The organism is Amycolatopsis sp. NPDC026612, from assembly GCF_040638285.1.
Taxonomy (GTDB): Bacteria; Actinomycetota; Actinomycetes; order Mycobacteriales; family Pseudonocardiaceae; genus Amycolatopsis.
The window spans coordinates 17,150-40,831 of the sequence record NZ_JBEZYB010000010.1 but is presented as its reverse complement, the minus strand read 5'-3'; the positions used below and the strand labels follow the sequence as shown (position 1 = coordinate 40,831).

Genomic DNA, 23,682 nt, shown 5'->3' with positions numbered 1-23,682 from the left:
GCACAAGGAGCGCGGATGACCCTCGCAGAATCGGCGCGGCCGGACTCGGCCGCTCGCCCCGCGGACCCCCGCCGGTGGGCGGCGCTCATCCTGCTCTGCACCGCCAACTTCATGGTGATCCTCGACGCCCAGAGCGTCATCATGGGTGTCCCGCTCATCGCCGCGGATCTGGGGCTGTCGCCGGTCGAGGCGCAGTGGATCCTGTCCGGCAACCTGCTCACCTTCGGTGGGCTGCTCCTGCTGGGCGGCCGGGCCGCCGACCTGCTGGGGCGCCGCAAGGTGTTCATGCTCGGCACCGCGCTGTTCCTGCTCGTCTCGGTGCTGTCCGCGCTCGCCACGGCCGGCCCGCTGCTGCTGGCCGCGCGGGCCTTGCACGGCGTATCGGCCGCGTTGATGGCCCCGACGGCGCTCTCGATCCTCACCGACATGTTCCCCGAGGGCCGCGAACGGAACCGGGCGCTGGCCGCGTGGTCCGGGATCGCCGCGATGGGGGCCACGATCGGCCTGCTGCTCGGCGGCGCGCTGCTCGGCTGGTTCGGCTGGCCGTCGCTGTTCTTCGTCAACGTGCCGGTGGCGCTGCTCATGCTGGTGCTGAGCCCGGTGCTGCTGCGGGAAAGCCGGGACGCCTCGGCGCACCGCACGCTCGGCGTCGCGGGCGCGGTCCTCAGCACCGCGTCACTCGGCCTGCTGGTGTACCTGCTCGTCGAAGCGCCCGGACTCGGCTGGACCAGTTTCCCCGTCGTCGGCCTCACGGTGGTCTTCCTGGCGCTGACCGGGGTGACGATCGCGGTCGACCGGCGGTCGGCGGCGCCGATGCTGCCCGCGCGGCTGTTCCGGTCGCCCACCGTGCTCGGCGGCAACGTGCTGACCGCACTGACCGCCATGCTCGCCTTCGGCTTGTCCGTCGTGCTTTCCCAGTACTCCCTGGGCGTGCTGGGCTACACGCCGATCCGGTTCGGGCTGAGCCAGTCGGTGATGCCGATCGCCTCGGTCATCGGTGCGTACGCCGCGCAGAAGGCCTTGGTGCACCGCGCTGTCCGCCCGCTGGCCGTCACCGCGTTCGTGCTGCTCGCGGTCGGCAGCGCCCTGCTGATCGGTATCTCACCCGGTGCCGGCTACCTGACGACGGTGTTCCCCGGACTGGTCGTGTTCGGCCTCGGGCTCGGCGTCGGCCCGGTCGCGCTGACGGCGGCGGCCCTGACCGGCGCGACCCCGGCGGACGCCGGCATCGCGTCCGGGATCAACGTGGCCGCGTTCCAGGTCGGCGGGGCGCTCGGCGTGGCGGTGGTTTCGACGATCATCGCGACGAACATCGCGGCGACGCCGGGGCCGGACGGCGCGCTCGCCGGGTTCCACGCGGGCATGGCCGCCTGCGCCGCGATCGGGGTGGCCGGGGTGGTCGTCGCGCTCGCGTTGTTGCGGCGGGGCCGCCGCGGGAACCTGACGGCGGTGCCCCGCCCGCACTGAGCGGCCGGGAACCGGCCGGGCGGCCGGGGCTCAGGTTTCGATGAGCAGCCAGTCGCCCGGGCCGCCGCCCGGCCGGTACGGGCTGTCCGCCCGCTTCGCGACGATGCCGGGGAGGCCGTGCTGGCGGCCGGCCCCGGCGACGGCCTCTCCGCCGCCCAGGAAGTAGCGGGGCACCTGCCAGTGCCGGTCCTCGATCGCCAGCCCGTCGAGGAGCTCCCGGCGTTTCGTGTAGGGCAGGTCGAGGGTCGGCCTGCCGTCGAGGTGCAGGACGTCGGAGGCGAAGTAGAAGACCGGGCAGCTGGCCTTGAGCCGCTTGGCGGCCGCGTCGTCGGCCCGGCGGCGTTCGTCGAGGCCCGCCGGGTAGGGCTTGCCGTCCTTCACCACGACGACTTCGCCGTCCAGCAGCACTTCGGTGGACCCGAACTGCTCGCCCAGTTTGTGCAGCTCGGGGTAGCGGCCGGTGACGTCGGCGCCGGTCTCGTCGTGCGCGGTGACGCGGCCGCCGCAGACGAGCAGCATCGTGCGCAGGCCGCCCCAGGCGAATTCGTACGCCCAGGCGTCGTCGTCGGCAGGCAGTGCGCCCGGGACCGCCGTCATCGGCTCCAGGAACTCCGGCGCGTCCTCGTGGCCGGGTGCGGCGGGGTCGAGGCGGCGCAGCGTCCAGTCGCGGTCGTCGTCGTGCCGGTTGAGGAAAAGGTACTTGCCACGCGCGCGTTCGCCGTGGAAGACGACCTCGACCTTGTGGTCGTTCCAGTGCAGCGTTTCGTACTTCCCGGTGTCCCACACGGTCATCCGGCCGCCGCCGTATTCGCCCGCGGGGATCTCGCCTTCGAAGGTGAGGTACTCCATGGGGTGGTCCTCGGTGTGCACCGCGAGCCGGGGCACGCCGGGGGAGAGCGGCAATCCCTTCGGGACCGCCCACGACACGAGCACGCCGTCGCGTTCCAGCCGGAAGTCCCAGTGCAGCCGGGTGGCGTGGTGCTCCTGGATGACGAAGAGGTCGTTGTCGCCGGGGGACGGCGGGCCGTCCGGCCAGGGCTCGGAGGTGCGCTCACGGGCCCGCTTGGCGCGGTATTCCTCGAGTTTGTCCGCCATCGTCGCCCCGGTCCCCCGTCCGCTCGGGAGCGTCCAGGGTACCGGGGCGACGACGTCAGTCCGTCTCCGCCATGGCTTCGGCGAACTGCGCCGCGTACAGCCGCGCGTACGCACCCCCGCTGTGCAGCAGCGTTTCGTGATCGCCGTGCTCGACGATGTGGCCGTTCTCCATCACCAGGATCACGTCCGCGTCGCGGATCGTCGACAGGCGGTGCGCGATGACGAAGCTCGTGCGGCCGCTGCGCAGCGAGTTCATCGCCCGCTGGATGAGCACCTCGGTGCGGGTGTCGACCGAGCTGGTCGCCTCGTCGAGGATGAGGATGACCGGCTTGGCCAGGAACGCCCGCGCCACCGTGATCAGCTGCTTCTCACCCGCGCTGACCGTGCCGCCTTCGTCGTCGAGCACCGTGTCGTAGCCGTCCGGCAGCGTCCGGACGAAGCGGTCCACGTACGTCGCCTGTGCCGCCTCGATGATCTCCTCGCGGCTCGGGTCGTCCGCGCCGTAGGCGATGTTCTCCGCGATCGTGCCGCCGAACAGCCACGCGTCCTGCAGCACCATGCCGGTCTGGTCGCGCAGCTCCTCGCGGTTCATCTTCGCGATGTCGACGCCGTCGAGCGTGATGCGCCCGCTGTCGAGTTCGTAGAACCGCATGAGCAGGTTGACCAGTGTCGTCTTCCCCGCCCCGGTCGGGCCGACGATCGCCACCGTCTGACCGGGCTCGACGGTCAGCGAGAGGTCGTCGATCAGCGGCTTGTCCGGCAGGTAGCGGAACGAGACGTCCTGGAATTCGACGCGCCCGCGGACCACGGACGGCCGTTCCGGGTGTGCCGGCTCCGGCGCCTGCTCCTCGGCGTCGAGCAGTGCGAACACCCGCTCGGCCGAGGCGACGCCGGACTGCAGCAGGTTCGCCATGCTGGCGATCTGCGTCACCGGCTGGCTGAACTGGCGCGAGTACTGGATGAACGCCTGCACCTCGCCGAGGGTGAGGTTGCCCGACGCGACGCGCAATGCGCCGATCACCGCCACCAGCACGTAGCTCAGGTTGCCGATGAACATCATCGCCGGCTGGATCATCCCGGAGATGAACTGCGCCCGGAAGCTTGCCTGGTACAGCGTTTCGTTCTGCTTGTCGAAGATCGCCGCGGACTCTTCGCCGCGGCCGAACACCTTGACCAGCGAGTGCCCGGTGTACATCTCTTCGACGTGCGCGTTGAGCTTCCCGGTCGTCGACCACTGCTTGATGAAGTTCGGCTGCGCCCGCTTCCCGACCTTCGCCGCCACGACCGCCGACAGCGGCACCGTGAGCAACGCGATCAGCGCCAGCAGCGGCGAGATCAGGAACATCATGACGAGCACGCCGACGACCGTCAGCAGCGACGACACGATCTGCGACAGCGTCTGCTGCAGCGACTGCGCGAGGTTGTCGATGTCGTTGGTGACGCGGCTGAGCACCTCGCCGCGCGGCTGGCGGTCGAAGTACTTCAGCGGCAGCCGCGCGAACTTGTCCTCGACCTCCTGGCGCAGCCGGTACACCGCCTGCTGCACCAGGGTCGTGGTCAGCCGGGCCTGGATGAGCCCGAAGAACGACGAAATGACGAACAGCGCCAGCACGGTCAGCAGGATCTGGCCGACCTTGTCGAAGTCGATGCCGACGCCGGGCACGAGGTCGACCCGGCTGTAGATGTCGGCGAGCGTGCCGTCGCCGCGGGCCCGGAGGCCGGCCACGATCTGCTCCTTGGTGACCCCCGGCGGCACCTGCTTGCCGAGCACGCCGGCGAGGATGGCGTCGGTCGCCTGGCCGAGGATCTTCGGGCCGATCACGGTCAGCGTGACGCTGGCCGCGCCGAGCACGAGCACGCCGATCAGGGCGGCCCGCTGCGGCCTGAGGAGGTCCAGCAGCCGCTTGAGCGACCCCTTGAAGTCGAGGGCTTTCTCGGGTGGCGCGCCGCCGCCCATCCAGCGGGCACCCGGCCCGGCGGCCGCGGCCCCGGTGTTGCGGTGCCGCTGGGCGGTCGGCCGTTCGCCGGCCTCGGTGACGGCGGCTTCGGGCGATTCCGTGGTACTCACGCCGCCTCCTGTTCGGTGAGCTGGGAGAGCACGATCTCCCGGTAGGTTTCGCTGCCGTCCATGAGCTCGTGGTGGGTGCCGGTGCCGACGACGCGGCCTTCGTCGAGGACGATGATCCGGTCGGCGCCCCGGATGGTGCTGACCCGCTGCGCCACGATGACCACCGTCGCTTCCGCCGTCTCCGCCACGAGCGCGCGGCGCAGGGCCGCGTCGGTGGCGTAGTCGAGCGCCGAGAACGAGTCGTCGAACAGGTAGATCTCCGGTTTGTGCACGAGCATCCTGGCGATCGCGAGCCGCTGCCGCTGGCCGCCCGAGACGTTCGTGCCGCCCTGGGCGATCGGCGCCTCGAGGCCCTCGGTCATCGCTTCGACGAAGTCCTTGCCCTGCGCCACTTCCAGCGCGTGCCACAGCTCTTCGTCGGTGGCGTCCGGGTTGCCGTACCGCAGGTTGCTCGCGACCGTGCCGGCGAACAGGTACGGCTTCTGCGGCACGAGCCCGACCGCGCGGGCGAGCACCGCCGGGTCGAGGTCGCGCACGTCGACGCCGTCGACCTTCACCGTGCCGGCAGTGGCGTCCATCAGCCGCGGGATCAGGTTGAGCAGTGTGGTCTTGCCCGTGCCGGTCGACCCGATCACGGCGGTGGTCTCACCCGGCCGCCCGATCAGCGAAATGTCGCACAGCACCGGTTTTTCCGCGCCGGGGTAGCGGAACTCCACACCGGAGAGCTCCAGGTGCCCGTGCACCGCGCCGGGGCGGATCGGCGACACCGGCGGGCGGACGCTCGTCTCGGTGTCCAGGACTTCGCTGATCCGCTCGGCGCTGACCTCCGCGCGCGGCACCATCATGAACATGAAGGTGGCCATCATGACGGCCATCAGGATCTGCAGCAGGTAGGAGAGGAACGCCGTCATGGCGCCGATCTGCATGCTGCCGGAGTCGATGCGCTGGCCGCCGAACCACAGCACGGCGACGCTGGACACGTTCATCACCAGCATCACGATCGGGAACATCAGCGCCATCAGCCGCCCGACCCGCAGCGACACGGTGAGCAGCTCGTCGTTGGCGACGTCGAAGCGCTGCCGTTCGTGCTTGTCCCGCACGAACGCGCGGATGACCCGGATGCCCATGATCTGCTCGCGCAGGATCTGGTTGATCCGGTCGATCCGGACCTGCATCAGCCGGAACGCGGGCCGCATCTTCGCGATGATGAGCCCGACGGAAACCGCGAGCACCGGCACGATCACCAGCAGCAGCGAGGAGAGCGGCACGTCGAGGTTCAGCGCCAGGATGATGCCGCCGACGCACATGATCGGCGCGGACACCATCAGCGTCAGCGTCATCAGCACCAGCATCTGGATCTGCTGGACGTCGTTGGTGGTGCGGGTGATCAGCGACGGCGTGCCGAACTGGCCGACCTCGCGGGCCGAGAAGTCCTGCACCCGGTGGAAGACGCCGGCGCGGATGTCCCGGCCGATCGCCATCGCCGTGCGCGCGCCGAAGTACACCGCGCCGATCGAGCCGACGATCTGGGCGAGCGTGACGGCGAGCATGATCGCGCCGATCCGCAGGATGTAGGGCATGTCGCCCTTGATCAGGCCGTTGTCGACGATGTCGGCGTTCAGCGTCGGCAGGTAGAGCATCGCGATCGTCTGCACGAGCTGCAGTCCGACGATCACCCACAGCGTGCTCCGGTACGGGCGCAGGTGGCTGCGCAGGAGCTTGACTAGCACAACGATTCCCCCAGTGGAGTGGTGGCGTTCGATTCGGGTTTCGGTGCGGTGCCGCCGGTCAGGGTCGGCATCCCGGCGGCCAGCTCGTCCAGCAACCGCTCCAGGGTCGGCAGGAGCGGTTCGCCTTCGGTGAACCAGTTCACGAAGGCGACGCGGACGGCGCTTTCCACCGAGGAGGCCATCAGCCGGCACAGCAGGTGGTCCACACCGCCCACCCGTTTCGCGATCGTTTCGGCGAGGACCCGCTCGACCGCCGCGTGGGCGTTCAAGAACTCGCCACGCAGCATGAGCTGGCCCATCAGCTCCCGGGTACGCGCAACATACGCGCGATCGGGCTCGCCCTCACGTGAATATTGCTCGAGCACCGCCTGTTTGACGGACTCCCAGAGCGGCTCGCCCTCCGGCCGGGCGAGCAGGGCTTCGCGCATTCCCTCGTGGCGGTCGATCACGACCGAGCAGACCGCCTGCTCCTTGCTGGAGAAGTAGTTGTTGAATGTGCGGGGGGAGACGCCCACTTCGGTGGCGATGTCCTCCACCCGGACGTTCTCCAGCCCGCGGTCCAGCGTGAGCCGCAGCGCGGCCTGCGCGAGCGCCCGGCGGGCTTCGCGTTTCTTCCGCTCCCGCAGGGTCAGCGTGGGTGGCTCTTCCGGCGGCATGAGCGGAGTGTAGCGAAAAACTTGCGTGGCCCGCAATTTTTTGCGGGCCACGCAAGTTTGGGATGAATCGGGCACCGTCGGCGATTTCGCGGTCGGCGGCCGCTTCGGCTGTGGGATCGATGGCTCGGTGCGCAGTGTTGCGGACGGCAAATTGCAAAATTGCACCGAATGGCCTAATCCGCTGCGTTCACCAGCAGCAACGGTGCGCGATCATGGTCACGCGGCGCGATCGGACGGGGACCGGCTGTGGACATTCCACGAACCTTTCTGCTTGCATGTCCCGCAGCCCCGCCGGGGGCGGGCGCACCGCAGCCGTTGGCAGCACAGCCGTTTCCGCAGTGAGCAAGTCCGCATTGGGCAAGTCCGCACTGAGCAAGGAAGAAGTGGGACCACATGGCGAGCCGGGCCCGGGAACTCCTGGATCGATCACGCGTCCTGCTGGACCGCTCGCGGGTGGCCGCCGCGCAGTTCCTCACCGCGCCCCCGAAGCATCCGCTGTACCCGGCCGCGCCCGCGGCGGGACCGGCGATCGCGGAGCTGCCGGTGGCGGTGGCGGCGCCGGCGGGCGAAGGGGTGCTGGCCGAGATCTGCGCCAGCGTCGCCCTGCGTGACCTCAACCTCCTCGACCAGCTCCTGGCGCGGCTCGAGGAGCTGGAGGCGGGGGAGGAGGACCACCACCGCCTCGCCGAGCTCTACCAGCTCGACCACCTCGCCACGCGGCTGCGGCGCAACGCCGAGAACCTGCGCGTGCTGGCCGGGCAGGACACCGCCGGCGGCGCCGTCCGCGCGACCTCGGTGCTCGACCTCGTCCGCGAGGCGATGTCGTCGATCAACCACTACGCCCGGATCACCATCGGCCGGGTGGTCAACCTCGGCGTCGTCGGCTTCGCCGCGGAAGACCTGGGCCGGGTGCTGGCGGAGCTGTTCGACAACGCCGCCAACCAGTCTTCGCCGAGTTCGCCGGTGCACGTCAGCGCGCACCTGACCGAGCAGGGCAGCGTGCTCGTCCGGATCGAGGACGAGGGCATCGGCATCCCCGCCGACCGCGTCGGGGACCTCAACGCCCGCCTGGCCGCGGGCGGCGACCTCGACGACGCCGCGGCGCGGCACATGGGGCTCGCCGTGGTCGCCCGCCTGGCCGCCCGCCACGGCGTCACCGTGCGGCTCGACCGGCGCACCCCGCGCGGCACGGTGGCCACCGTGCTGCTGCCCACCGGTGTCGTGACCGAACTCGCCGAGCCCGCGTGGTCGGGCACCCGGACGGTCTTCAGTTCGGGGGTCCGGGTGGCGGAGCCCCCGACGCGGGGCGGAGCCCCGGACGGCGCCGTCACCATCGAACCCGCCGGTGTGGTTCGCGAGCCCGCCGGCGTCGGCGGGTTGCCGCGCCGCCGCTCCGGCACCCTCCCGCGGGAGGAGCGGGAGCCGGCGCCGCGCAAGCCGAGCCCCCGGCCCCACCCGGTCGAGCGGGCCGCCGGCGGGACCACGCCGAACGGCCTGCCGCGCCGCGTGCCCGGCAGCATCCGGGGAGCCGCGCCGGAACCACCGCCACCTCCGCCGCCGGCCCGGGAGACCGCCGCGTCCGGCCACGAGCGGCTGCTCGCCGACCTCGGGGCGTTCGCCGATGGCGAGCAGGCGGCCCTCGCGGAGCGCCGGACCCGGCAGGACGAGACGCCCGGAGGAACCGCCCGGTGAGCGCCCCCCACCCGGCCACGGCGAACTTCACCTGGCTGCTCGACGACTTCGTGCGGAAGGTCCACGGCGTCAGCCACGCGTTGATCACGAGCGTGGACGGCTTCCCGCTCACCGCGTCGGACTCGGTCGGCGAGGCCGAGGCCGAGCAGCTCGCCGCGATCGCCAGCGGCCTGCTCTCGCTGGCGGGCAACAGCGCGGCGCTGTTCGGGAAGGGCGCCTGCGAGCAGATCATCATCCGGCTCACCCACGGCTACTTCCTGTTCATGGGCATCGGTTCCGGTGCTGGGCTCGCGGTGCTGACCTCGGGCGAGGCGGACATGAAGGTGGTCGCCTACGAGATGACGCAGTTCATCACCAACGCGGGCCACGCGCTCACCCCCGAGGTGCGCGCGGAGCTGCGGCAGGTGCTGACCGCGCGCCGGCCGCGGAGGTGACGGACGTGCCGGAACTCGCTTCCGGAGGTCCGGGTGGCGGAGCCCCCGGCGCGGGGCGAAGCCCCGGATTGCCCGACGAGGAAGTGATGCCAGTGTCCACAGCGTCCACGCCGGACACCCCGTTGCCGCGTCGCAGCCGCCGGATCCGCGCGTACGCCCTCACCGGCGGTCGCACCGGCACCCGCTACCAGTTGCTGGTGGAGACGCTGATCTCGGTGCCGCGGTACGACCCCGCGCTGAGCGACACGCTCATGCCCGAGTCGCGCTCGCTCTACGAACGCGCCCGCGTGCGGTGCTCGGTCGCCGAGCTGTCGGTCGGGCTGGACCTGCCGCTGGGCGTGGTGCGGGTGCTGCTCGGTGACCTCGCCGCCCAGGGCGCGGTGTTCGTCCACCCGACCGCGCACGCCTACCACCACGACACCGACGTCCTCGAGAGGATCCTTGATGGGCTCAAGCGGCTCCCCGCCTGAGGGTGATCTGCTGACGATCTCCGCGAAGATCGTCGTCGCCGGGGGCTTCGGTGTCGGGAAGACCACGTTCGTCGGTGCGGTCTCCGAGGTGCCGCCGATGAGCAACGAGGCGTGGATGACCGAGGCCGGGCAAGGCGTCGACGACCTGCCGCCGGGCACCAAGTCGACCACCACCGTGGCGATGGACTTCGGGCGGATCACGCTGCGCCAGGACCTGCTGCTGTACCTGTTCGGCACGCCGGGGCAGGCGCGGTTCTGGTTCCTGTGGGACGACCTGAGCCGCGGCGCGCTCGGCGCGGTCGTGCTGGTCGACACCAGCCGGATCGACGAGTCGTTCGCGGCGATCAACTACTTCGAGAACGACTCCGAGCTGCCGTTCGTCGTGGCGCTCAACCAGTTCGAGGGCAAGCCGGTGCACGACCTCGACGAGGTGCGTGACGCGCTGGCGCTCGACCCGGCCGTTCCGCTGGTGACCTGCGACGCCCGGGACCGCGCGTCGACGATCGCCACCCTGACCGAACTGGTCGGCCACACGCTGTCACTGGCGGTGCTTTCCGGCCCGGCGGGCCGCGAACTCGCCGTCGGCACCCCGCACGCCTGAATCCCCCGGAAGGTGAAGAGCCGATGCGCAAGGTCCTGGTCGTGGGCGCCGGGCAGTCCGGTCTGCAGCTGGCCCTCGGGCTGCAGGCGAAGGACTACGACGTCACGGTGATGTCCGCGCGGACACCGGAGGAGATCCGGGCCGGGCGGGTGATGTCGACGCAGTGCATGTTCCACCACGCGCTGCAGCACGAGCGGGACCTGGGGCTGAACCTGTGGGAGCCCGAGGCCGTCGACGTCGAGGGCATCGGCGTTTCGGTGGCCGCGCCGGACGGCGGCCGCGCGCTCGACTGGTTCGCCGAGCTGGACCACCCGGCGCAGTCGGTCGACCAGCGGGTGAAGATGGCCGGCTGGCTGGAGCTGTTCGAGGACCGCGGTGGCAAGCTCGTCATCCACGGCGTGATGACGTCCGAACTGGACGCGCTGGCCCGGCTGTACGACCTGGTGATCATCTCGGCCGGCAAGGGCGAGCTGGTCCAGCTGTTCGACCGGGTGCCCGAGCGGTCGCCGTACACCCAGCCGATGCGCGCGCTTTCGCTGGTCTACGCCCACGGGGTCACCCGGCGGCCGGAGCACCCGGACCAGGCGGGGGTGCGGTTCAACATCGTCCCCGGCGTCGGCGAGCTGTTCATGATCCCGGCGTACACGCTGACCGGGAACTGCGACATCCTCTTCTTCGAAGGGGTGCCCGGCGGGCCGCTGGACTGCTTCGGCGACCACCCGGGCCCGGAGCAGCACTTCGCGCGCGTGCTCGACCTGATGCGGCAGTTCGTGCCGTGGGAGTACGACCGCTGCCGCGACGCGGAGCTGACCGACGCGAAGGCGACCCTGGCCGGCGGGTACACCCCGGTGGTCCGTCATCCGGTCGGCACGCTGCCGGGTGGGGCGATCGTGCTGGGCATGGCCGACGTCGTCGTGGCGAACGACCCGATCACCGGGCAGGGCTCCAACAGCGCGAGCCACTGCGCGGCGACCTACCTGGACGCCATCGTGGCCCACGGCGAGCAGCCGTTCGACGCCGCGTGGATGGAAGCGACGTTCGAGCGCTACTGGGAGTACGTCCGGCACGTCACCGACTGGACCAACGCGCTGCTCCTGCCGCCGCCCCCGCACGTGCTCCAGATCCTCGGGGTGGCGCAGCAGAACCCCACCGTGGCGAAGCGGTTCGTGAACGGATTCGCCGATCCCACGGATTACCGCCACTGGTTCATGGACTCCGCACGCTGGGAGAAATACCTGGCAGAGGTCTAGATCGCGGTGGCGCCGCACTGTCGCGGAGGGACGATTCGGGCTACGGTTGTCACGTAGCGTGAAGACGACAGGGTGGCACACCGGAGGTGCGTGGCATGCGGGCGATGTGGAAGGGCTCGGTGTCGTTCGGGCTGGTCAGCATCCCGATCCAGATGTACGCCGCCACCGAGAACAAGAACGTCTCCCTGCGGCAGGTGCACGAGGCCGACGGCGGCCGGATCCAGTACAAGCGGTTCTGCACGATCGACGGCCAGGAAGTGCCGTACGCCGAGATCGCCAAGGGCTACGAGCTGCCCGACGGCGAGATGGTGGTGATCACCGACGCCGAGATGGCCGAGCTGCCGCTGTCCAGCCAGCGCACGATCGACGTGCTGGAGTTCGTGCCGCTCGAGTCGATCGACCCGATCCAGTACGACCGGACGTACTACCTGGAACCGCAGAAGAACGCGGTGAAGCCGTACATCGTGCTGCGGGACGCGCTGCACAAGTCGAGTCAGGTGGCCGTCGCGAAGGTCGCGGTCCGCCAGCGGGAGAGCATGGCGGTGCTGCGGGTGCACGCCGACGTGCTGGTGATGACGACGATGCTGTGGCCGGACGAGGTCCGCGAACCCGACTTCCCGTTCCTGCGCGACGACCCGCCGCAGATCCGGCCCCAGGAGCTGACCATGGCCGGGTCGCTGATCGACTCGCTGGCCGAGCCGGTGTTCGAGCCGGACAAGTACCGCGACCACTACCGCGAAGCCCTTGAAGAGATGATCGAGGCGAAGGTCGCGGGGGACGAGACGACCAAGCCCGCGGCGGTCACCGCCAAGGCCGACGTCGTCGACCTGATGGCGGCGCTCCAGGCCAGTGTGGACGCCGCGAAGAAGTCGCGGCGGCCGGCGGACTCGGCGGAGTCCATTTCGGAGGCGTCCGATGAGGACGCCAAGCCGGCGAAGAAGAAGCCGGCCGCGCGCAAGCGTGCGCCGAAGTCCGCCTGACGCCCGTGCGGCCGTCAAGGGCCTGACACGATCGTGTATGCAGCCGTGTACACCGGCTTGGCAATGTGCTAACACTAACGAGGTCCTTCGGCTCTCCCTCCCCCTCGGAGCCGGAGGACCCCTTTCGTTCCCGGGCGGTGTCCGGTGTGGATATGTCAGCCCTCGATGTACAGTTCATCCCATGGTGACCTGTGAGACGCGGGAGTCGGCGCTGGCCCGCATCGGGCGCGCCCTGGCCGACCCGACCCGCTGCCGCATCTTGACCACGCTGCTCGACGGCCCCGCGTATCCCGGGCGCCTCGCCGCCGAGCTCGGGCTGAGCCGGTCGAACGTGTCGAACCACCTGTCGTGCCTGCGGGGCTGCGGGCTCGTCGTGGCCGGCTACGAGGGCCGTCAGGTGCGGTACGAGATCGCGGACGCGCGGCTGGCCCGCGCGCTGGCCGAGCTCGTCCAGGTCGTCCTGGCGGTCGAACCGGGGGAAGCCTGCGAGGATGCGCCGGTGGTGGCGCGGTGAGGCCGAAACCGGTCGCGGACGCCTGTGCCGACGGCTGCTGTGCGCCGGCCGCGGTGGGCCCGGATCGCCGGCCGGCGCTGGTGCGGCGGGTCCGGCTGCTCGTGGCGGCGACCATCACCTACAACGTCGCCGAGGTCGTCGCCCTGACGGCCGGCGCCGCAGCTTCGTCCGGGGCGCTGATCGGCTTCGGGCTGGATTCGGTGATCGAGGTCGCCTCGGCCGTCGCCGTCGCCTGGCAGTTCTCCGGACGCGATCCGGAGGGTCGCCAACGACGGGCATTGAAAGCGATCGCGATTTCGTTCTTCGTGCTCGCGATTTACGTGACGGGCGAAGCTGTCAGTACGTTTTTCACCGGCCGTGCGCCGGAAAGCTCCCGGACCGGAATCGTGCTCGCGGCCATTTCCCTCGTGGTGATGCCCGCGCTCTCCCGGGCTCAGCGCCGCGCCGGAAGGGAACTCGGATCCACCAGCGCCGTCGCGGATTCGCGGCAGACTTTGCTCTGTGCTTGCCTTTCCGCGGTCCTGCTGGCGGGTTTGCTCCTCAACGCCCTGTTCGGCTGGTGGTGGGCCGACCCGGCGGTCGCGCTCGCGATCGCGGGGGTGGCGGTGCGGGAAGGCCGAACGGCCTGGCGCGGCCAGCATTGCTGCTGACGCGCCAGGCCGTCCGAAGGGGTCCCGGGATCAGTACCAGTGCGCGCGGCCACCGATCCGGCGGCCGGTGCCGCCCAGGATGGCCAGTGCCACGCCGGCCACCGCGAGAATGATACCGATGGTGTACAGCACCGGGATGCCCACGATGAACCCGATGACAAGAAGAATCACACCGAGAATGATCACTTGACACACTCCTTCGCATGAGACCCGGCCCGGCTCCGTGCCGTCCGGGCGGATGCGCTCTCGAGGGAAGGATGGCCAGTTTCGGGATAAACCAAACTACGGCGAATGGAGCAATCTTGGATCAGTACCGATAGTGATCGAGCTTGTACGGACCTTCGGCGTCGACCCCGATGTACTCCGCCTGCTCCTTCGTGAGCTTGGTGAGCTTCACGCCGAGCGCGTCGAGGTGCAGGCGGGCCACCTTTTCGTCGAGGTGCTTCGGCAGCCGGTGGACGTCGGTGGCGTACTCGCCGGGCTTGGTGAACAGCTCGATCTGCGCGATCGCCTGGTTGGTGAACGAGTTCGACATCACGAACGACGGGTGCCCGGTCGCGTTGCCCAGGTTCATCAGCCGCCCCTCGGACAGCACGATGATCGCGTGGCCGTCCGGGAACGTCCACTCGTGCACCTGCGGCTTGATCTCGTTCTTCGTGACACCCGGGAGCTTCGCCAGCCCGGCCATGTCGATCTCGTTGTCGAAGTGACCGACGTTGGCGACGATCGCGTTGTGCTTCATGCGGCTCATCTGGGCGGCGGAAATGATGCCGAAGTTCCCGGTCGTGGTGATGAAGATGTCGGCGGTGGTCACCACGTCGTCGAGCTCGACGACGTCGAGCCCGTCCATCGCCGCCTGCAGCGCGCAGATCGGGTCGATCTCGGTGACCGACACCCGGGCGCCCTGGCCGCGCAGCGCCTCCACGGCGCCCTTGCCGACGTCGCCGTACCCGCAGACGACCACGCGCTTGCCACCGATCATGACGTCGGTGGCCCGGTTCAGCCCGTCCACAAGGGAGTGCCGGATGCCGTACTTGTTGTCGAACTTCGACTTGGTCACCGAGTCGTTGACGTTCATCGCGGGGAAGAGCAGCTCGCCGTCCTTGGCCAGCTTGTAGAGCCGCTTGACGCCGTTGGTGGTTTCCTCGGTGACACCGCGGATCTCCTTGGCCATCCGGGTGAAGCGGTCGCCGTCGGCCGCCAGGCTCGCGCGCAGGGTGCCGAGGACGATCCGGTACTCTTCCGGGTCCTCTTCGGACGGTTGCGGCACCGCGCCCGCCGCCTCGAACTCGACTCCCTTGTGGACGAGCAGGGTGGCGTCGCCCCCGTCGTCGAGGATCATGTTCGGGGCTTCGCCGCCGGGGAAGGCGAAGAGCCGGTCGGTGCACCACCAGTACTCGTCGAGCGTCTCGCCCTTCCACGCGAACACCGAGGTGCCCGCCGGGGCGTCCGCGGTGCCGTCCGGGCCGACGACGACCGCGGCGGCGGCTTCGTCCTGGGTGGAGAAGATGTTGCAGGACACCCACCGCACCTGCGCGCCGAGCGCCACCAGCGTCTCGATGAGCACGGCGGTCTGCACCGTCATGTGCAGCGATCCGGCGATGCGGGCGCCCTTCAGCGGCTGGGCGGCGGCGTACTCGCGGCGGATCGCCATCAGGCCGGGCATCTCGTGCTCGGCCAGCCGCAGCTGGGTGCGGCCGGCGTCGGCCAGTGCGAGGTCGGCGACGGCGAAGTCGAGGCCATTGCGGGTCTGCAGTTTGTCACTCATGCTCGGGTGCACTCCGGAGTTCGTCGGGATGCGCTCGGGAGGCAGCACGGAAGTCCACGGGGACAACGAGAAAGGCACCTCCCTCACGGGAGGCGCCCTTGGAGTCGTGGTCACGGGCCGAGCGTGGCGGAAGAGAATTCCGTCGCAGCGCCTCTCGGCCCGCAACCAGGATGGCAAAGCCGCCGCGAGGCTGTCAAGCGAGCGAGCGGGCCATGAGAACGTCGTCGACGTCCTCGCCGTCGATGCGGAATTCGCCCCGCAGCACGCCTTCGGTGACGAACCCGCAGCGCTCGTAGACCCGGCGGCCTCGACGAGGTGGCGCGATGCCCAGCCGCTGCCGGTCCGGGTCGACGGCGAGCCCGTCGACCACCAGCACGTGCCGGTGGGCGGGGATGCCGAACCCCTCGCCGAGCCGGACGTACCCGGCGACGGCGCCGTCCTGCTCGGCGACGAGGACATCTTCGGGCCGCGTTCCGCCGTCGAAGAACGGCGTGCCGGCCGGCGGGGCGGGAGCGGGGGACACGGCCGGGGTCCAGGTGCGCTCGTCGATCTTCGCGAGGACCGCTTCGTCCTCGGCGCGGGCCGTCCTGGTGGTGATCATCCCGCGAGCTCCCGCCAGGCCTGCTCCACGATCGCGGCCAGCTCCCGCGGGTCACGGTTGCCTTCGGAGCTCAGGCTCCGCAGCGTGACGGTCAGGCCCGGGCCGGTGCGCTGGCAGTTGGTGACGACGATCTGCTCGGGGTCCGGCGTCGACCCGGCGGGCGTGGAAGGATTGTGCCGCAGGCACTGCACGGCGCCGACGCGCACGAGTTCGGTGCTCGGCGCGGCCAGGCCGAGCGCCTCGGTGTCCTCGTAGGGCGCCACGAGCTCGGGGGAGGACGCGCGCACGGCGACCAGCTGGACCGCGCGTTGCAGTCCGGAGTCCTGGTACTGCTGGGCGATCGCGCCGGCCCCGCCGTAGGCCGCCGACACGCGGGCCGCGGTCTCCCGGTCGGTCTTCTCGATGCGGGCGATCATGGGCTGCCCCCTGACCTTGTCGAGCTTCGCGATCGCCTCCTGGGCCCGGTCGAGCGCGCCCAGGGTGGCGGGTGCGGACAGCGGCCGCCCGCTCGGGCCGCCGCCGAGCAGGCTCAGCACCAGCCACGGCACGCCGACCAGCAATGCGCCGGCCAGGAAGCCGATCAGGCCGGTCACGGCCGGCCGGGCCAGGAGCGCGCGGCGCGGTAGCGGGTTCCCCATCGGCGGCCCGGGCGCGGGTTCGAGCGGGAACTGCTGCGGGAATCCCTGCGGCGGGTCGGCGGTCACCACGCCATCGTGGCGCAGTCCGGAACGACACGGAAGAGCAGTTCGCCCCGCGGCGTCAGAGCAGGTGCGCGCGCCGCCAGAGGCCCTCGGAGCGGCCGCCGATCAGGCCCGCGTCGCGGAGGAACGGCACGATCTTCCCGGCCATCCAGCGGCGCGTCTCGTGGAAGTGCGGGTTCGCCAGCGCCGCGGCGCGGCCTTCGCGGGGGTCGATCCCGACGCTGCGGTAGATCCGCGGGTCGACCATGCTGTCGATGACGCCGTACGCGACCAGCGCGGTCCGCAGCCGGTGCCGCCGCAGCGCCGCCTTCGACAGCTTCGGCGTCTCCCGCAGCACCTCCTCCTTGGCGAAACGGACGTGCCGGGCCTCCTCGACCACGTGGATGCGGTTGACCGAGCGGATCAGCGGCTGGATGCCGTCGTCGTCCATCATCGACCGCTGCAGCCGGTCGGTGGTCTCCTCGGCGACCAGCACGCTCGCGAACATCGACGGCCCGGAGGCGGTCGCGCCGAACACCTTCGCGGCGCGGTGCACCACTTTCGGGACGCCGTAGCGCGGGACGCCGAGCCGCTCGGCGGTGCGGGCGAACATCACCGAGTGCCGCGTCTCGTCCCCGATCTCGGTGAGCGCGTACTGCGCGTGCTCGGTGCGCGCGTCGAGGTCGAAGACGTACCGGGCGAGCAGGTGCATCAGGACGATCTCGAACCACAGGCCGACGCTCATGATGCTGGCGATCTCGTGCTTGGACAGCTCGATCCGCTGCTCCGGCGTCAGCCGCGCCCAGAGGTCCGTGCCGTAGAGCGAGAGGCGTTCCAGTGGCATGTAGGCCTTGCCCTCGGCCAGGGGTGCGGCCCAATCGACGTCGACGTAGGGGTCGTAGGAGTTCTTCGCGGAGCTCTTGAGCAGGCGAGCCGCGGTGACGTCCCGGTTCTGGGCCTCGACGCCCATGGCGGCCTCCGGAAGTAGGGGGTACGCGATGTACTAGCTAGATTGGGAGCGTACACCGCCCGGCGGTGCCTGAGTAGGCTTTCGCCGTGACCAAGGTCGACGGACGGGCGACGCGCTGGGCGGGCCAGCAGGAGCGGCGGCGCGCCGGGTTCGTCGACGCCGCGCTGGCGGCCATCGCCGAGCACGGCCCGGACGTCTCGACCGAGCAGATCGCCGAGCGCGCCGGCGTCGCTCGCACCCGCCTGTACCGGCACTTCGACGGCGCGGCCGACCTCCAGCGCGCGATCGCCCAGCGCGCGGCCGAGCTGGTGACGGCCGACCTCGCGCCGCTCTGGCACCCCGAGGGTTCCCCGAACGAGATGATCTCCACGGTGATCTCGACGCACCTGCGCTGGCTGACCGAGCACGCCCACCTGCACCGCTACCTCACCCGGACGCTGCCGGGCGGCCCGGACGACCGCCCGGACGTCCGCGGCGCCATCGCCCGGCACCTCAGCCGGCTGTTCACCGGCTACCTCACGGCGTTCGGCCTCGACCCGGCCCCGGCGGACACGATCGCGTTCGGCCTGGTCGGCTACGTCGAATCGGCGACGACCCGCTGGCTCGACCACCCGGGCACGCTCAGCCTGGCCCAGCTGACCGGCCAGCTCACGGGCACGATCTGGGCGATGCTGGACCACACGCTGCGCGCGGGCGGGGTGGAACTGAACCCGGACCGGCCCCTGCCGCTGCCGGATGACCTCGCGCCGCGGTCGTGAGTAGTAATCAGGGTTCTAACCCGAATTGCCACTCACGACGGCTCGCGCGGGAATTCGGCTCGCACGCCCAGCAGCCGCACCGCCCTGGTCAGGGCGAACCTGCCGAGCACCTCCTGGGCGGCGCGGTCGATCTCGGCGGCGTCCGACGTCGGTTCCGGCAGGGTGACGCTGTGCGTGTGGGTCAGGAACGGCACGAACCGCACCTTGACCGCCACCCGCGCCGCCGGGCGGCCCTCCTCGACGACGTCCTGACCGACCCGCTTCGCCAGTGCCGAGACCTCCGCCGCCATCTCCGCGGGGTCGGTCAGGTCGTGCTGGAACGTCGTCTCGCGGCTGCGCGAGCGGGCCACCCACGGCGTGGCGCTCACCTCGGCGTCGCTGATGCCGCCGCCGAGCAGCCGCAGCCAGGGGCCCGTCTTCGGGCCGAACCGCGCGGCCAGCTCGGCCGGATCCGCGCCGGCCAAATCCAGCACTGTCCGAATGCCCAGCTCGGCCAGCTTCTTCGCCGTCTTGCCGCCGATGCCCCACAGCGCGTCGGTCGGGCGGGCCGCCATCACGTCCCACCAGTTCTCCTGCGTCAGCCGGAAGATCCCGCCCGGCTTGCCGAACCCGGTGGCGAGCTTGGCCCGCAGCTTGTTGTCGCCGATCCCGACCGCGCACGACAACCCCGTTTCGCGCGCCACCGCCTCCTGGATCGAGCCGGCCAGCGCCTCCGGGCCATCGGTTTCGGCCCCGGCGAAGGCTTCGTCCCAGCCCAGCACCTCGAGCACGACCGGCAGTTCCCGCACCGCCGCCATCACGCGCGCCGACACCTCGAGGTAGGCGTCCGGGTCGCTGGGCAGGAAGACGGCGTCCGGGCAGCGCTTGGCGGCGAGCCGCAGCGGCATGCCGGACTGGATGCCGAACTCGCGGGCCTCGTAGGACGCCGTCGCGACGACGGCGCGTTCGGCCGGGTCGCCGTTGCCGCCGACCACCACGGGTTTCCCGCGCAGCTCCGGGTGGCGGGCGATCTCGACCGCGGCGATGAACTGGTCGAGGTCGACGTGCAGGACCCACTTCACGCCGCCCAGTCTGCCTCAGATCCGGTGCCGCGCCACGTGGGTCCAGACGGTGGCGGTGAGCGCGAGGATCCCGCACAGCGTGACGCCGGGGTCGGGCAGGACCAGGCCCAGGACCAGGAGCGTCACGGCGGTGATGTCGAAGAAGAGCAGCAAGGCGCCGCGGAACGTGCGCGACTTCGGGCACTTGCCCTCGCGAAGCGCAGCAGCCAGATCCGGGTCGCTGAGCTCGAGACTGCGCTCGATCTTCTCGAGTTCGGTGCGGTCGTGGTGACTGAGCATCGGGTCACTCCTTCGGCGCCGGACTCGCCGTGTCGCCTGAGCGAATACCCAATCGTCCGCCGAACGAACCGCCGAACGTCTGCTGATTTCGTGCTTTTTACTGCGCCGACCGGGTGATCCGCGCTCAGTGATCGGGTCCGGCCACGTTAAGTTGCCTCTCGAACGTGGCCGGTGACGGCCCGGACGACGGAGGGGACGCCCGCGCGGGCGGCCGTTGGGGGCCGGCGTGGTCCCGGCTTCCCCGCGTGCGTGCCGGGTCGCGCCGGCCGGGCCCTTCAAACAGCCGGAGGACTTGATGACCCTGCCCACCGAACCGATCGGGAGCATCCCGCGGCCCGGTTACCTCGTCGAAGGGCTCGGCGAGTTCGCTGCCGGCCGGATCGACGCCGCCGCGCTCGCCGAGCTCGAAAGCCGGGCGCTGGCGGACACGATCCGCCGGTTCGAGGAGACGGGTTCACCGGTGCTGAGCGACGGCGAGCAGGGCAAGCCGAGCTTCGCGACGTACCCGCTGGCCGGGCTGGCCGCGCTGGCGCCCGACGGCGTCGTCATCCCGTTCGCCGACGGGCACACCCGGCAGCTGCCGCGGCTCACCGCGGGCCCGTTCCGCTACGCCACCCACGCGGACTCGTACCTGACCCGGGCGAAGGCGCTGACCACCCGGCCCGTCAAACAGGCGGTGATCGCCGCGTCCGCGCTCTCGCTGATCTACCCGGGCGACGGCATCGAGGGCTATGCGCAGGAGCAGTTCGTCGCCGACCTGGTGGACGAGGCCGAAGCGGACATCCGGGGCAGCCTCGACGCGGGCGCGGACAGCGTGCAGCTCGACTTCACCGAGGGACGCCTGTCGCTGAAGCTCGACCCGTCCGGCGGGCTGCTGCGGCAGTTCGTCGAGCTCAACAACGCCGTGCTCGACCGGTTCACCGCCGAGGAGCGCGCGAAGATCGGCGTCCACACCTGCCCGGGCGGCGACCAGGACTCCGTGCACAGCCTCGACGTCGACTACGCGGGTCTGCTGCCGGCGCTGTTCGACCTCCGGGCCGGCCGCTTCTTCGTCCAGCTGGCCAGTGAAGCCGACCCGGAGCGCGCGCTGCGGGTGATCGCCGATCACCTCCGGGCGGACCAGCGGATCTTCGTCGGCGTCATCGACCCGATCGACCCGCGGGTGGAGACCCCGGAGGAGGTCCGGGACCGGGTGCTCACGGCGGCGAAGTACCTGCCGGCCGACCGGCTGGGCACCTGCGACGACTGTGGGTTCTCGCCGTTCGCCGACGACACGTCGACCTCGCGCGACATCGCCTTCGCGAAGATCGAGGCCCGGGTCGAGGGCACTCGGCTGGCGTCCGAGGTGCTCGGCTGACGACGGCGTGGGCCCGGGGGTGCCGCCCCGGGCTCACGCCGTTGCGGCGGTGGTGCCCGCGACGGCCGAGTTCGAATTTGAACTTCGTGTAGGGTCGATCTTGTGGGTGACTCCAGGGGTGACGGCATGACGGCCGAGGTGCGGACGCGGGTGCGGATTCCGCTGCGGCTCGGCGGCGGCGTCGCGGTCGACGCCGAAGCCGTCACCTTCCGCGGCCTGGCCGACGGTGGTGAGCACCTGGCGTTCGTGCTGGGCACCCCCGGCGAGGTACCGCTGGTGCGGCCCCACTCCGAGTGTCTCACCGGCGACGTCTTCGGGTCCGCGCGCTGCGACTGCGGCCCGCAGCTGGCCGAGGCCGTCGCGCGGATCTCCGAGACCGGCGGCTACCTGCTCTACCTGCGCCAGGAGGGCCGGGGGATCGGGCTGTACAACAAGCTCGACGCGTACGCCCTGCAGGACGGCGGCCTCGACACCTACGCCGCGAACACCGCGCTCGGCCTGCCCGAGGACGCCCGTGACTACACGGTCGCCGCGCAGATGCTGGGCGCGCTCGGGGTGGACCGGGTGGACCTGCTGTCGAACAACCCGGACAAGGCGGCGCAGCTGCGGGCGGCCGGGATCGCCGTGCGCGGCCAGGTCGCGACCGGTGTCTTCGCGACCGAGAACAACGTCCGGTACCTGCGGGCGAAGGCCGAGCTGACCGGGCACACGCTCACCCTGCCGGGCATCGCCAGCTAGGTCAGGCGCTGAGCCGCGGCCGCCGCGGGGCCCGTCGTCAGCTTTTCCAGCAGTCCGATCAGGACCGTGCGTTCCGCGGGGGTCAGTGACGCCGCCCAGGCCTGCTCGCGCAGGTTGTGCTCCTGGTAGGCCTCCGCGACGGCTGCGTGGCCCGCTTCCGTGAGCGCCAGCTGCACCGCGCGGCGGTCGCGGGGAACCGGGGCGCGCGTCACCAAGCTGTCCCGTTCCAGGGTCTTGACCAGCGCCGACACCGCCGCGCGGCTCATCCCGGCGAGCCGGGCCGCGTGCCGGGACTCGAGCGGGCCTGCCAGCCACAGGACGAACAGCACGCGGAAGCCGCCCCAGCTCCAGCCGCGCGGCCGGTGGACCGTCGACTCCCAGTCGTAGACCAGCGCGCCGGCCAGCCGGTGCAGCGTCAGGCCGAGGCGCATCGCCACCGGGTCGACCGCGGGCAGCTCGGCCTGCGTCTTCCCGATCGCGTAGTCGACGAACGAGAGGTAGTCGAGGTCGGCCGGTCGGTCGGTCATGCGGCCCAGGTTAGGGGACGGAGGGTTCCGCGCGGGGGTCCGGCGGCGCTAGCCTGGACCGTCAGATGGTCAATCCTTTGACGATCAAGGCGACCCGAACATCGGCGCGATCGAAGGCGAGGACTTCCTCGTCTGCTTCGAAGCGCTGGCCACGCCCGTGGCGGCCGGCGACTGGCTCGCCACACTGCGGGAGCACACCGACAAGCCCGTGCGGTAACTGGTGCTGAGCCACTACCACGCCGTGCGCGTACTCGGCGCCTCCGCGTTCGGCGCCGACGTGATCGTCGCCCACGAGAACACCCGCACCCTGGTCGCCGAGCGCGGCAAGGAGGGCTGGGAAAGCGAGTTCGGCCGGATGCCGAGGCTGGCGAAGGGCGCGGAGTCGGTGCCGGGACTGACCTGGCCGACGCTGACGTTCTCCGACCGGCTCACCATCGATCTCGGCGGCGACCGCGGCGACCTCGTCCTGCAGTACTGCGGACGCGGCCACACCGAGGGCGACATCGTCGCCTGGCTGCCCCGCGAGAAGATCCTCTACGCCGGCGACCTCGTGGAAGCCGAAGCCGCGCTGTACACCGGCGACGCGTTCCACCGCGACTGGGCGTCGTCCACTTTGGACCGGGTGGCCGCGTTCGACGCCGAAGTGCTGATCGGCGGCCGCGGAGGCGTGAGCCGCGGCCGCGAAGCAGTCGCCGCCGCCATCGCGCAGACCCGGCACTTCCTGACCACGATGCTCCGCGAGGCCGGCGCGGTGCACGCCGCCGGTGGCATGCTCAAGGAGGCCTTCGAGCGCACGCACGCGGCCTTGCACGAGCAGTACGGCCAGTGGCCGATCTTCGAGCACTGCCTGCCCTTCGACGTCTCGCGGCTGTGGGACGAGCTGTCCGGCATCGAGCGGCCGGTGATCTGGACCGCCGAACGCGACCGCGAAGTGTGGGGCCGGCTCCAAGGATGAGAGCCGCGGTCCTCGGCAGCGGCCCGGTCGGCCGGACGGCCGCGCTGCTGCTCGCGCGCTGGGGCGTGCCGGTGGTGCTCGTCGACGAGCACGAGCGGCGCGTTCCCGCGGGGTCCAAGGCCATCTGCCACCAGCGGGACACCCTCGACGTCTGGGCGTCGCTCGGCGCCGGGTGCCTCGCCGGGGAAGGGCTGACCTGGACGACCGCGCGGACGTTCCACCGCGACCGGGAGCTGTTCTCGCTGACCCTGCCGGACGCGGGCTCCGCGCTCCCGCCGTTCGTCAACCTGTCGGTGGCGGCCACGGGAGCCCGGACGGTCGAGATCCCGGTGGGCGGCGCCCTGGGCGCGCGTCCGGGCGAAGCCTGGCTGGTCCGCCCGG

The 23,682-nt window shown here is 71.1% G+C and carries 24 protein-coding genes, 2 pseudogenes and 1 riboswitch; of the genes and pseudogenes, 14 read left to right on the top strand and 12 right to left on the bottom strand.

All coding sequences use genetic code 11. The annotated features are described in order from the left end of the window. Positions 1-15 precede the first annotated feature (15 nt). Complete coding sequence (locus tag AB0F15_RS13080; protein WP_360269530.1) at positions 16-1,467, top strand: MFS transporter; 1,452 nt, start codon at positions 16-18, stop codon at positions 1,465-1,467. 30 nt (positions 1,468-1,497) lie between these two features. Here the strand turns inward: AB0F15_RS13080 and AB0F15_RS13075 are convergent, their stop codons facing one another. Genes AB0F15_RS13075 through AB0F15_RS13060 form a run of 4 tightly spaced genes read right to left on the bottom strand, consistent with a single transcriptional unit; the run spans position 1,498 to position 7,016 of the window. Beyond that, positions 1,498-2,562 (bottom strand): DNA polymerase ligase N-terminal domain-containing protein, encoded by a 1,065-nt coding sequence (locus tag AB0F15_RS13075; RefSeq protein WP_360269529.1) that lies wholly within the window; start codon positions 2,560-2,562, stop codon positions 1,498-1,500. Positions 2,563-2,617: 55 nt separating this feature from the next. Then, the gene (locus AB0F15_RS13070; protein ID WP_360269528.1) at positions 2,618-4,630 is read right to left on the bottom strand and encodes an ABC transporter ATP-binding protein; all 2,013 of its coding nucleotides are present in this window, start codon (positions 4,628-4,630) and stop codon (positions 2,618-2,620) included. Next, positions 4,627-6,360, bottom strand: coding sequence for an ABC transporter ATP-binding protein (locus tag AB0F15_RS13065; RefSeq protein WP_360269526.1), 1,734 nt, complete (start codon positions 6,358-6,360; stop codon positions 4,627-4,629). Before AB0F15_RS13065 ends, AB0F15_RS13070 begins: the two co-directional genes overlap by 4 nt. After that, positions 6,354-7,016, bottom strand: coding sequence for a TetR/AcrR family transcriptional regulator (locus AB0F15_RS13060; RefSeq protein WP_360269525.1), 663 nt, complete (start codon positions 7,014-7,016; stop codon positions 6,354-6,356). Before AB0F15_RS13060 ends, AB0F15_RS13065 begins: the two co-directional genes overlap by 7 nt. 393 nt (positions 7,017-7,409) lie before the next feature. Between AB0F15_RS13060 and AB0F15_RS13055 the strand changes: the two genes are divergently transcribed. The 8 genes from AB0F15_RS13055 (at position 7,410) to AB0F15_RS13020 (ending at position 13,607) form a co-directional block, all read left to right on the top strand. Then, positions 7,410-8,708: an ATP-binding protein gene (locus AB0F15_RS13055; protein WP_360269523.1), complete on the top strand. Its 1,299-nt coding sequence runs from the start codon at positions 7,410-7,412 to the stop codon at positions 8,706-8,708. Then, on the top strand, positions 8,705-9,142 hold the full coding sequence (locus AB0F15_RS13050) for a roadblock/LC7 domain-containing protein (protein WP_360269522.1): 438 nt from the start codon (positions 8,705-8,707) through the stop codon (positions 9,140-9,142). The genes AB0F15_RS13055 and AB0F15_RS13050 overlap by 4 nt, the downstream gene beginning before the upstream one ends. 86 nt (positions 9,143-9,228) lie before the next feature. Continuing rightward, positions 9,229-9,612: a DUF742 domain-containing protein gene (locus AB0F15_RS13045; RefSeq protein WP_360269520.1), complete on the top strand. Its 384-nt coding sequence runs from the start codon at positions 9,229-9,231 to the stop codon at positions 9,610-9,612. After that, positions 9,587-10,213 carry an ATP/GTP-binding protein gene (locus tag AB0F15_RS13040; protein ID WP_360269518.1) on the top strand — a complete coding sequence of 209 codons (627 nt, stop codon included), beginning with the start codon at positions 9,587-9,589 and terminating at the stop codon, positions 10,211-10,213. The genes AB0F15_RS13045 and AB0F15_RS13040 overlap by 26 nt, the downstream gene beginning before the upstream one ends. A 23-nt stretch (positions 10,214-10,236) precedes the next feature. Beyond that, positions 10,237-11,463, top strand: a complete 1,227-nt coding sequence (locus AB0F15_RS13035) for a styrene monooxygenase/indole monooxygenase family protein (RefSeq protein ID WP_360269517.1) — start codon at positions 10,237-10,239, stop codon at positions 11,461-11,463. A gap of 95 nt (positions 11,464-11,558) precedes the next feature. Beyond that, a complete protein-coding gene (locus AB0F15_RS13030; RefSeq protein ID WP_360269515.1) occupies positions 11,559-12,443 on the top strand; it encodes a Ku protein in 885 nt (294 codons plus the stop codon). Between the two features lie 181 nt (positions 12,444-12,624). Beyond that, positions 12,625-12,957 (top strand): metalloregulator ArsR/SmtB family transcription factor, encoded by a 333-nt coding sequence (locus AB0F15_RS13025; protein ID WP_360269513.1) that lies wholly within the window; start codon positions 12,625-12,627, stop codon positions 12,955-12,957. Further along, positions 12,954-13,607: a cation transporter gene (locus AB0F15_RS13020; RefSeq protein ID WP_360269511.1), complete on the top strand. Its 654-nt coding sequence runs from the start codon at positions 12,954-12,956 to the stop codon at positions 13,605-13,607. Before AB0F15_RS13025 ends, AB0F15_RS13020 begins: the two co-directional genes overlap by 4 nt. A 30-nt stretch (positions 13,608-13,637) precedes the next feature. Here AB0F15_RS13020 and AB0F15_RS13015 read toward each other — a convergent pair whose 3' ends face one another. The 5 genes from AB0F15_RS13015 to AB0F15_RS12995 all read right to left on the bottom strand — a co-directional run bounded on the left by AB0F15_RS13015 (position 13,638) and on the right by AB0F15_RS12995 (position 17,626). Further along, the gene (locus tag AB0F15_RS13015) at positions 13,638-13,793 is read right to left on the bottom strand and encodes a hypothetical protein (RefSeq protein ID WP_004559113.1); all 156 of its coding nucleotides are present in this window, start codon (positions 13,791-13,793) and stop codon (positions 13,638-13,640) included. Positions 13,794-13,914: 121 nt separating this feature from the next. Next, complete coding sequence (gene ahcY, locus AB0F15_RS13010; protein WP_360269509.1) at positions 13,915-15,375, bottom strand: adenosylhomocysteinase; 1,461 nt, start codon at positions 15,373-15,375, stop codon at positions 13,915-13,917. Positions 15,376-15,458: 83 nt separating this feature from the next. After that, positions 15,459-15,537, bottom strand: a riboswitch (S-adenosyl-L-homocysteine riboswitch). Between the two features lie 31 nt (positions 15,538-15,568). Next, positions 15,569-15,976 carry a GNAT family N-acetyltransferase gene (locus AB0F15_RS13005; RefSeq protein ID WP_360269507.1) on the bottom strand — a complete coding sequence of 136 codons (408 nt, stop codon included), beginning with the start codon at positions 15,974-15,976 and terminating at the stop codon, positions 15,569-15,571. Then, a complete protein-coding gene (locus tag AB0F15_RS13000; protein ID WP_360269505.1) occupies positions 15,973-16,680 on the bottom strand; it encodes a hypothetical protein in 708 nt (235 codons plus the stop codon). The genes AB0F15_RS13005 and AB0F15_RS13000 overlap by 4 nt, the downstream gene beginning before the upstream one ends. Positions 16,681-16,735: 55 nt before the next feature. After that, a complete protein-coding gene (locus AB0F15_RS12995; protein WP_360269504.1) occupies positions 16,736-17,626 on the bottom strand; it encodes a diiron oxygenase in 891 nt (296 codons plus the stop codon). 86 nt (positions 17,627-17,712) lie between these two features. On the opposite strand from AB0F15_RS12995, the gene AB0F15_RS12990 reads away from it, so the two are divergent. Then, the gene (locus AB0F15_RS12990) at positions 17,713-18,384 is read left to right on the top strand and encodes a TetR/AcrR family transcriptional regulator (protein ID WP_360269503.1); all 672 of its coding nucleotides are present in this window, start codon (positions 17,713-17,715) and stop codon (positions 18,382-18,384) included. A gap of 32 nt (positions 18,385-18,416) precedes the next feature. Here AB0F15_RS12990 and AB0F15_RS12985 read toward each other — a convergent pair whose 3' ends face one another. Together AB0F15_RS12985 and AB0F15_RS12980 are read right to left on the bottom strand one after the other, a co-directional pair. Further along, positions 18,417-19,445, bottom strand: a complete 1,029-nt coding sequence (locus tag AB0F15_RS12985) for a DNA polymerase IV (protein ID WP_360269501.1) — start codon at positions 19,443-19,445, stop codon at positions 18,417-18,419. Positions 19,446-19,460: 15 nt separating this feature from the next. Next, positions 19,461-19,724 carry a DUF3040 domain-containing protein gene (locus tag AB0F15_RS12980; RefSeq protein WP_360269499.1) on the bottom strand — a complete coding sequence of 88 codons (264 nt, stop codon included), beginning with the start codon at positions 19,722-19,724 and terminating at the stop codon, positions 19,461-19,463. 295 nt (positions 19,725-20,019) lie between these two features. Between AB0F15_RS12980 and AB0F15_RS12975 the strand changes: the two genes are divergently transcribed. Both AB0F15_RS12975 and ribA read left to right on the top strand, forming a co-directional pair. After that, positions 20,020-21,081, top strand: coding sequence for a cobalamin-independent methionine synthase II family protein (locus tag AB0F15_RS12975; protein WP_360269497.1), 1,062 nt, complete (start codon positions 20,020-20,022; stop codon positions 21,079-21,081). A 126-nt stretch (positions 21,082-21,207) separates the two neighbouring features. Then, positions 21,208-21,819: a GTP cyclohydrolase II gene (gene ribA / locus AB0F15_RS12970; RefSeq protein ID WP_360269755.1), complete on the top strand. Its 612-nt coding sequence runs from the start codon at positions 21,208-21,210 to the stop codon at positions 21,817-21,819. Here ribA and AB0F15_RS12965 read toward each other — a convergent pair. Further along, the gene (locus AB0F15_RS12965) at positions 21,816-22,346 is read right to left on the bottom strand and encodes a MarR family transcriptional regulator (protein WP_360269496.1); all 531 of its coding nucleotides are present in this window, start codon (positions 22,344-22,346) and stop codon (positions 21,816-21,818) included. The two genes, ribA and AB0F15_RS12965, sit on opposite strands and share 4 nt — an antisense overlap. A gap of 85 nt (positions 22,347-22,431) precedes the next feature. Here AB0F15_RS12965 and AB0F15_RS12960 point away from each other — a divergent pair. Then, a pseudogene (locus tag AB0F15_RS12960) lies at positions 22,432-23,301 on the top strand (MBL fold metallo-hydrolase); the annotation flags it as partial. Beyond that, positions 23,298-23,594, top strand: a pseudogene (locus AB0F15_RS12955) (FAD-dependent monooxygenase); the annotation flags it as partial. The pseudogenes AB0F15_RS12960 and AB0F15_RS12955, both read left to right, overlap by 4 nt. Between the last annotated feature and the right edge of the window lie 88 nt (positions 23,595-23,682).